General features: G+C 40.5%; 6 protein-coding genes and 1 pseudogene. 4 read left to right on the top strand and 3 right to left on the bottom strand.

What is annotated here, in order from left to right; genetic code table 11:
- The 3 genes and pseudogenes from H5202_RS15410 to H5202_RS15400 form a co-directional block, all read left to right on the top strand.
- A pseudogene (locus H5202_RS15410) lies at positions 1 to 694 on the top strand (MFS transporter); the annotation flags it as partial.
- 57 nt (positions 695 to 751) lie between these two features.
- Positions 752 to 3,214 carry a glucan 1,4-alpha-glucosidase gene (locus H5202_RS15405; RefSeq protein ID WP_182772854.1) on the top strand — a complete coding sequence of 821 codons (2,463 nt, stop codon included), beginning with the start codon at positions 752 to 754 and terminating at the stop codon, positions 3,212 to 3,214.
- A 192-nt stretch (positions 3,215 to 3,406) separates the two neighbouring features.
- On the top strand, positions 3,407 to 3,802 hold the full coding sequence (locus H5202_RS15400; RefSeq protein ID WP_182750787.1) for a DUF805 domain-containing protein: 396 nt from the start codon (positions 3,407 to 3,409) through the stop codon (positions 3,800 to 3,802).
- 144 nt (positions 3,803 to 3,946) lie between these two features.
- Here H5202_RS15400 and H5202_RS15395 read toward each other — a convergent pair whose 3' ends face one another.
- The 3 genes from H5202_RS15395 to H5202_RS15385 all read right to left on the bottom strand — a co-directional run bounded on the left by H5202_RS15395 (position 3,947) and on the right by H5202_RS15385 (position 6,910).
- The gene (locus H5202_RS15395) at positions 3,947 to 4,879 is read right to left on the bottom strand and encodes a DUF808 domain-containing protein (RefSeq protein ID WP_182772853.1); all 933 of its coding nucleotides are present in this window, start codon (positions 4,877 to 4,879) and stop codon (positions 3,947 to 3,949) included.
- Between the two features lie 195 nt (positions 4,880 to 5,074).
- Positions 5,075 to 6,112, bottom strand: coding sequence for a LacI family DNA-binding transcriptional regulator (locus H5202_RS15390; RefSeq protein ID WP_182772852.1), 1,038 nt, complete (start codon positions 6,110 to 6,112; stop codon positions 5,075 to 5,077).
- Positions 6,113 to 6,199: 87 nt separating this feature from the next.
- The gene (locus H5202_RS15385) at positions 6,200 to 6,910 is read right to left on the bottom strand and encodes a DUF3334 family protein (RefSeq protein ID WP_182772851.1); all 711 of its coding nucleotides are present in this window, start codon (positions 6,908 to 6,910) and stop codon (positions 6,200 to 6,202) included.
- Between the two features lie 277 nt (positions 6,911 to 7,187).
- Here H5202_RS15385 and H5202_RS15380 point away from each other — a divergent pair.
- Positions 7,188 to 8,665, top strand: a 1,478-nt coding sequence (locus tag H5202_RS15380; RefSeq protein ID WP_182772850.1) for a methyl-accepting chemotaxis protein, incomplete at its 3' end; no start/stop codon positions are given.

Here is an 8,665-nt window from a genome sequence, read left to right as displayed (position 1 = left end):
TAAGTTAGCCAAACTGTCAAACAGCAACGCTGAATCGTCAGCAACACGCGACGGATTAGGCATGACGTTTAATGTTGTCGATGATTTGTTTCATATGCCCAAAGCCATGCGTCAACTAGCACTGGTACAGTTTTTTGCTTGGTTTGCCCTATTTGCAATGTGGATTTACACCACTGCGGCCGTTACCTCGTACCATTACGGCACCACTGATGTGGTATCACAAGCCTACAATGACGGTGCTGATTGGGTCGGTATGATGTTCGCATCCTATAACGGCTTTGCTGCAATTGCTGCGATTATTATTCCGTTTCTGGCTAAAGCAGTCGGCATTAAACTCACTCATACCATCAACATGTTTATTGGCGGTGCGGGTCTCATCAGCTTTATGTTTATTGATAACCCTAACCTGTTATGGATACCGATGATTGGCGTCGGTTTTGCTTGGGCATCTATTCTATCAGTACCTTACGCCATGTTGTCTGGTGTATTACCCCCGAAGAAAATGGGTGTTTACATGGGAATTTTTAACTTCTTCATCGTAATTCCACAGCTGTTAGCGGCCAGTATTCTTGGCTTATTGCTTAAGGTATTTTTTGATGGACAACCTATTTACGCGTTAGTACTTGGCGGGATATTTATGATGTTGTCGGGCATTGCGGTGCTATTTGTAGATCAAGACAAGCAAACACAATAAGAATTACCAGTCTTTGTCACTGGTAACTAGATTGAGATTATTATTTTGGGGAATTCCATGTTAAAACCACATTTACTCACGCATCGCAGTATCATAGCGAAAGCTGTTACGACCAGCATGATGGCTCTAGCCTTAAGTGCGTGCTCACCTGCAGATACTCAAGTAAACACTTCAGCTCAAGTTGTTAACGTCGCACCCGGTACGCCAGGCACAGAACCTACTTGGGCTTTCTCAGGAAAAACTGGCATAGGCACATCTTACGAGCCCTATGTTAACGGCCATTATCAAGACACAGCTGCAAACCCGGTCAGTAAAGTATGGTTTTCGATTGCTCAAGGCGTATTAACCGAAACCATGTTTGGCCTTATTCACAATGCCCAGCTTAAAGAACTGCAATTTATTATCTCTGGCAAAGGCTTTGTCGATACTGAAAAAAACAATACTATCAGCACTATTGAGTATTTAGATACCGATGATATGGGACGACCATTATCGCTGGCTTATAAAGTCATTAATAAAGATGTTGAAGGTAAATACCAAATAGAAAAACATATCTTTACCGATCCCGATAGAAGTAGCTTGATGATGAAAGTCACCTTTACTGCTTTTGAGGCTGGCATTACGCCACACCTTTATGTCAATCCGCACATTGATAACAGTGGTGCCAATGACATTGCTAGTGTTGAAGGCCAATCGCTAGTGGCTTACACAAGTGACACTAATTCAACGGTAATGACCGTTAAAACAAATGTTGATTTTGTCGCTGCTAGCGCTGGGTTTGTCGGCATATCAGATGGTATTGTCGATTTACAAGATAACGGTAAACTTGATTATCATTACCAGACCACTAGCGACACCAATCAAGGCGGCAACGTCGCCCTAACCGCACAATACCCTACCCTCACCAATGCTAATGACAGCCTAAGCTTTAATTTGGTTATTGGTTTTGGTAAAGACAAAGCGAGCAGCTTAGCCACCACTCAAGCGACATTAGATGCGGGTTATGACGCCGTTAAACAAGCGTATTTAGGCGACGATAAACATCTTGGCTGGAAAGATTACTTAGCCTCGCTTAAGCCATTAAATGACATGATTACCAACACTACAGATAACGGTAAATTACTCTATGCCAGCGCCTTAGTGTTAAAAGCTCAAGAAGATAAAACCCATGCTGGTGCGTTAATCGCATCACTTTCAAATCCTTGGGGCGACACCGTTTCAGCTAAAGTCGGTAGCACAGGCTATAAAGCCGTATGGCCACGTGATTTTTACCAATGTGCAATGGCATTTTTAGCCATGGGCGATACTCAAACACCCAAAGTGGCTTTTGAATATTTAAAGCAGGTTCAAGTTCAACAACAAACACCTGGTTTTGCAGGCACTCCTGGATGGTTTTTACAGAAAACCCATGTCGATGGTGAAATTGAATGGGTTGGCGTGCAGCTCGATCAAACCGCTATGCCAATCATGCTCGGCTGGAAACTGTGGCAAGCAGGTGTGCTTAGCGATGCAGAAATAACCCAATGGTACAACGACATGCTTAAACCAGCCGCTAACTTTTTAGTTAAAGGCGGCAAAGTAAAACTGGATTGGAATGACACTAAAATTACTCCTCCAAGTACCCAACAAGAACGCTGGGAAGAGCAAGCAGGATTCTCTCCATCCACAACTGCAGCCGTAATTGCCGGTTTAGTGGCTGCCAGTGATATTGGAGCGCTAGCCAAAGATGAACAAGCACCTGAGTATGCCGATTTAGCACGTAAGCTACAACGTCAGCTCGAAACAACGATGGTCACCACCACAGGCTTATTAGGTCAAACAGATTCCAAAGGTAAAGCGGCACCTTATTATGTGCGCATTAGCCCAAATGGTAACCCTAATAACACCGACAAGCTCATTGATAACAATGGTAAACCTGGTTTAGATCAGCGCATGATCCTCGATGGTGGTTTTTTAGAATTAGTCCGTTATGGTGTGGTTAACGCCCAAGACCCTGTTATTAAAAACAGCGTCATGCTAATAGACAACCAAGGTCTTGAAGATAACTTACGGGTTAAGTATGAATTTACCGCCAAAGATGGCAGTAAAGTACCAGGATACCGCCGTTATGGTAACGATGGTTACGGTGAAGATACCGTCACAGGCCTTAGTTATGCTGAAAAAGGCGATACCGAAAATCAACGTGGGCGTGTATGGCCCTTCTTTACCGGTGAACGCGGCCATTACGAATTAGCCTTGGCAAAAGCGAACGACACCTTAACCCCAGACACGAAGAAAGTATTAATCAATACCTATGTTCAAGGCATGGAAACCTTTGCGAACCAAGGGTTAATGTTGCCAGAGCAAGCTTGGGACGGCGTAGGCAATGCGACTCGTTATAATTATAAATTAGGCCAAGGCACTAACTCAGCAACCCCGCTAGCGTGGACTCATGCTGAGTATGTTAAATTAGTGCGTTCGATGACAGACGAACAAGTATGGGACTTTTATCCTGTTGTACAACAAACCCTAGCTAAATAATCTGAACTCGGGATAAATAAGCACATATCAATAGCACTGTTATTAATAGCAGTATTATTTGCGAGTTCAGTAAGCCGTTGTGACTCACAACGGCTTTATTTTTTGTGTGTATTTTGAATAAAACCTTGTTAATTCAACACTATCTTGTTACTAATACACCAGATTAAAAAAGTTAACGTTAAGGAACAACAAATGGATTGGTATGTAAAAGTATTGAAACAGTATTTTGATTTTAGCGGCCGTGCACGTCGTAAAGAATACTGGATGTTTGGATTAATCAGTGCGGTGATCAGTATCGTACTGACGCTATTAGACATGGGTGTCGGTTTTTACAGCGACGTTTACGGTGCTGGGGTATTAAGCTCAATTTATTCACTCGCCATCATGATCCCAAGTATCGCTGTAAGTGTCCGTCGTTTGCACGATACTGACCATTCAGGTTGGTGGTTATTGTTGATATTTATTCCACTGCTTGGCATATTAATTTTACTGGTTGTGATGTGCTTTAACAGTAAAGATGACAACGAATATGGGCCAAATCCGAAAACAGTACCAAATCCAGACAGTCCGGATAATTTAGCGGTTTAGTTCTAAGAGACTGATTAACACCGTCGATATAGTCAATACCACGAAAAAAAGCATAGTCATAGACTATGCTTTTTTTGTATGTTTTTACCCATCTTTGCTTACCACAACAAATACTTGGATTTACTAATCTTTTGCAGGCATTAACTAATCTTTTGCAGGTAGTAATTTGGTCACACCATTCATCAATAATACCGCTAAACCACCAGCAACGACGCCAAATAGCGCATTTAACACGCTTGGGGTTAATAGTCCTAAAACGTCACCAACAACACTCACTTGGCTAACCAGCGTTTCTGCATGCACAATCCATTCAAACACCACATGAATTCCATGAGTTAAAATACCGCCACCGACCATAAACATGGCAATAGTGCCGACAAATGTCAGGATTTTCATTAGATAAGGAGCAGCAGATACTAATCCTAGGCCTAATTTATGCCCTATTCCACTCGGTTTACGCTGAGCAAGATACAAACCAAGATCATCGATTTTAACAATCCCTGCCACTAAGCCGTACACCCCGACCGTAATTACAATGGCAATAACGCATAAGGTTAAAAATTGCCCCATTAAGTCCATGTGTGCTGCCACGCCTAAACTAATTGCGATAATTTCAGCTGATAATACAAAGTCGGTGCGAATAGCGCCTTTTATTTTTTCTTTTTCGAATGCGGCTAAGTCTTCGATATCCGCTTTTGCTTTGGCGACCACTGCATCGTCATCAATCACAGGAGCGCGCTTATGTGTTAGTGAATGATAGACTTTTTCAAAACCCTCATAACACAAAAACAAACCACCAAACATCAACAAAGGCGTAATAGCCCATGGAATAAACGCACTTATCAGCATGGCCATCGGCACTAAAATCACTTTATTTTTAAATGATCCCATCGCTACCGCAAATACCACCGGTAGTTCACGCTCAGAAGCAACACCCGACACTTGTTGTGCATTTAAGGCTAAATCATCACCCAAAACGCCCGCTGTCTTGCGTGCGGCCACTTTGCTCATTGCCGCCACATCATCCAAAATAGTCGCAATATCATCTAACAGGGTTAATAAACTGGCACCGGCCATAAAAAATTATCCTTTAAAAATTTAACTAGCAAGATCGACGCACAAGTATGATAGCGTCTAATAGTATCTGCATAGGACGGTCACTGGAAATAAATAATATTAACTCAGTGTTTTAGCTCGCCAAGACTCTGCAAACAAAATAAAAAAGGGTCTACATAAAATGTTAGATGCACTTCATGGCTTGATGCCTGTGAGTTAATTATCTTCTACATTTGCACCACATGAGCTACGAACCACTAAATGGGTCTTGATTAATCGCTGACTAACTTCTTGACCACGAATTAACTTCAACACACTTTCGACAAGTATTTCACCTGCAAACTGGGTATCTTGTTTAATCGTTGTCAACGCTGGGTTGGCAAAACTGGCGACCGGAATATCATCGTATCCAACTACAGCGACTTGATCTGGAACGACAACACCGCGCTTTTTCAATGCACGAATCGCCCCTATCGCAATAAGATCACTCGCAGTAAAAATAGCATCAAATGTCACGCCGCTATCTAATAATACGTTGGCGGCATTATAGCCAGAGGCTTCGGTATTAATAGCGTCATGCTGTAATTGCTTGTCGGCTTCGATACCGGCAGATTTTAACGCATCAACATGACCTAAATATCTGTCGCGAAATTCAGGGCTGCGACTTGACGAGTCACCTAAAAAAGCAATGTGTTTATGCTCTAACCCAAGCAAATGCTCCGTGGCAACAAAACCACCTTGATGGTTATCACAACCAATAGACAGCACCGCTTTATTATTATGCTCAGCTCCCCAGATAACAAAGTGTGTATTTTTTTCAATAAGCTTATCGAGTTTATGGGCATAATCCATATAATCACCATAACCTAATAAAATAATACCATCGGCTTTATTACTGTCTTCATAATCTGCATGCCAATCAGTTGAAAGCTGCTGAAATGACACCAATAAATCATATCCTTGACGAGCAGTTGCTCGAGTAATCGAACCCAACATAGAAAGGAAAAAAGGGTTGATCATTGATTCGTCATTTGTTGGATCTTCACAAATTAGCAATGCTAATGTTTGGCTATTTTGCATGCGTAAGTTACTGGCATTTTTATCGACTTTATAATTGAGTTCTTTTGCAATGGCTTGAATACGCTGTCGCGTTTCTAAATTTACCAACGGACTGTTTCTTAACGCACGAGACACTGTCGATTGCGACACGCCTGCACGGTAAGCTATATCAATAGAAGTCGCTTTAGATGCCATTAGTATGATTAACCTTTTATTTTATTGTCGTCGCCATTATAAAAAACCACCAAGTGAATCAGTACACTTGGTGGTTCAAAGTCAAACTTATAATCCAAGTTCACTAAGCAAATCATCCGCATCATCGACAACAATGCCTTTAATATTGGGATCATTTAATACATCTTTTGATTTTGAAGCATTAACTTGTGCTGTTTTACCATGAGTTTCAATTAACGAATCCAAATCAAACTCTTCGTCCATTTCAAAGTCAGCAGAGCGAATAAACTCTGTTTTATCCATGGCAAATTCAAGATAAAAAATATGATTATTTTCAGTCTTAAATGACACTCGTCTGGCAACTGCATTATCGAGGTTTGTGTCGATAGAAATAGTTAACTCTTTATTGATAACCAACATTTTAGGCTGGCTTTGGCTGATTGATGTTTGCAACTCTTTCGATATTTTACCAATAAAATCACCCAAAATTTGGTTCATTAGCTCGCCCATAACATTACTGACATCATCAGAAGTATGTGAAAACGCGAGTTCTGGTTCAGGCATGCCCATGTTAATCATATAGCGGCGATAAATTTCAATAGCCGCAGCAGCTGAAAAATTGATTACAACCAAACCAGAAAAGCCGCCATCAAAAATAGAAAAACAGGCCAAATCAGGTTTCAATCGGGTACGAGAAATACTTTGAACCATCCCAGCATGAGTAATTTGACTAGCACTAGTGCTAGAAAGAACATGAGAAACAGAATGACAAAGCTTAAGTAAAATATCGTCATTTTTGACTGTGGAAGCTGAATTCATAATGTTGGTACCTTATTCATTAATTAAGCTAATCTTGCGGGTAAATCAAAAAAAAATCAAAATTAAAACAATCGATTAGCAAGTTAATTGACCAATCAAATTAAATACCCAGCTAACTAATTGATAACAATACTATTTCCCATTTAAACCTTACATTTAACTAACAAATGTAAATAACATCTGTTAGCTCACAAAAACAATCTATCAAACTTATGTTTTTTCATATTTTCTTTATAATTGCTTCACTTTGTACGGATACTTTGAATTAGGATTGATCATGATCGGATTATTAAGACGCTTAACCATTTTAAAGCGCTTATTCATTATGTTAGCGTTAGCTGCTGTAGGCACTGTGGTTTTCGGTTCATTTTCAATTAAAGAACAATACAATCATTTAATCGAAGAAAAATTTAACCAAATATCTGGGCAAGTCAGCCAATTAAGTAGCACTATAGATGCTTTCAAATTGGCCAAACCGGATGCTACGGTTGAAATACTAAGCCAATTTGCCAGTCAGATTGAGGTTAATGATCATCAAGCATTTATCATTGTTGATAACCAAGACCGTATTATTGTTAACCCATTCAACCAAAATTCAATCGGCAAGTCACTCTCTAGTCTTGGGGCTAGCAACGGCTCCAATTTATATCAACAGCTGATTGCATCAGCCAAAAAACACAACATCTCACAGAATAAGCTAGATATTATCGATCAACAAAATCAGCCACAGACGGTATTAGTTGCAGCGCAGTATTACTCGGCTCTTGATTGGACCTTAATCACTCAAGCTAACGTCAACGATGTTAATCAAAGCATGACAGGTATCATTATTGACTATTTCATTATCATGATGATTATTTCAGTGCCTATTTTTGCATTCTTTTTATTGTTAAATCATTCCATCACCCAACCTCTCAAAGTCACCATAAGCGCGATGGAACAGATAGCGAAAGGCGAAGGTGACTTGACCCAGCGTTTGTCGACTGAAGGTAATGACGAAGTGGCTAAATTGGCTGATGCATTCAATCAATTTGTGATTAAAATTGCCAATATGGTCGCTAATTTACAGCCTCTTGGGCAAACCTTAAATAATGAAGCAATACATTTATTAGACACAGTTAAGTCGTCGAATCAAAGCGCTAACCAAGTGCATAGTGAAACCCAGAGTGTTGCCGCCGCTATCAACCAGATGTTATCGACTAGCCAAGAAATGGCACGAAATACACAAGATGCAGCTGACGGTGCCGCGAATGTGAAACATCAAGCTGAACAAAATCAAAAATTGATGCAACAAACCGTTGAACAAACACAAAGTGTAGTCCATGAATTACATCAAGCGGAAACAGTATCATTAACATTAAGTCATTCATCTGCTGAGATTGGCAGTATTCTTGATGTGATTGGCAGTATTGCAGATCAAACTAATCTTCTTGCACTTAATGCCGCCATTGAAGCTGCACGAGCAGGCGAACATGGTCGAGGTTTTGCTGTGGTTGCTGATGAGGTACGTGCACTGGCAAATAGAACTCAGACATCGACTAATGAAATCAATAAAATTATCAGTCAGATCCAAACAGGTATTCAATCGGTTATCGACAGTATTACTCTTACACAGCAACAATCTGCTCAGTTACAGTCAAAAGCCGTACAATCTAGCGATGCAATATCCGAAATCTTAGCGCTTATCGATAATATTAGTGGCATGACAGCACAACTGGCTAGTGCCACTGAAGAACAAGCATTGGTTACAGAAGA

The organism is Shewanella sp. SG41-4 (assembly GCF_014164505.1).
Classification (GTDB): domain Bacteria; phylum Pseudomonadota; class Gammaproteobacteria; order Enterobacterales; family Shewanellaceae; genus Shewanella.
This window is presented reverse-complemented; position numbering and strand designations above follow the sequence as displayed.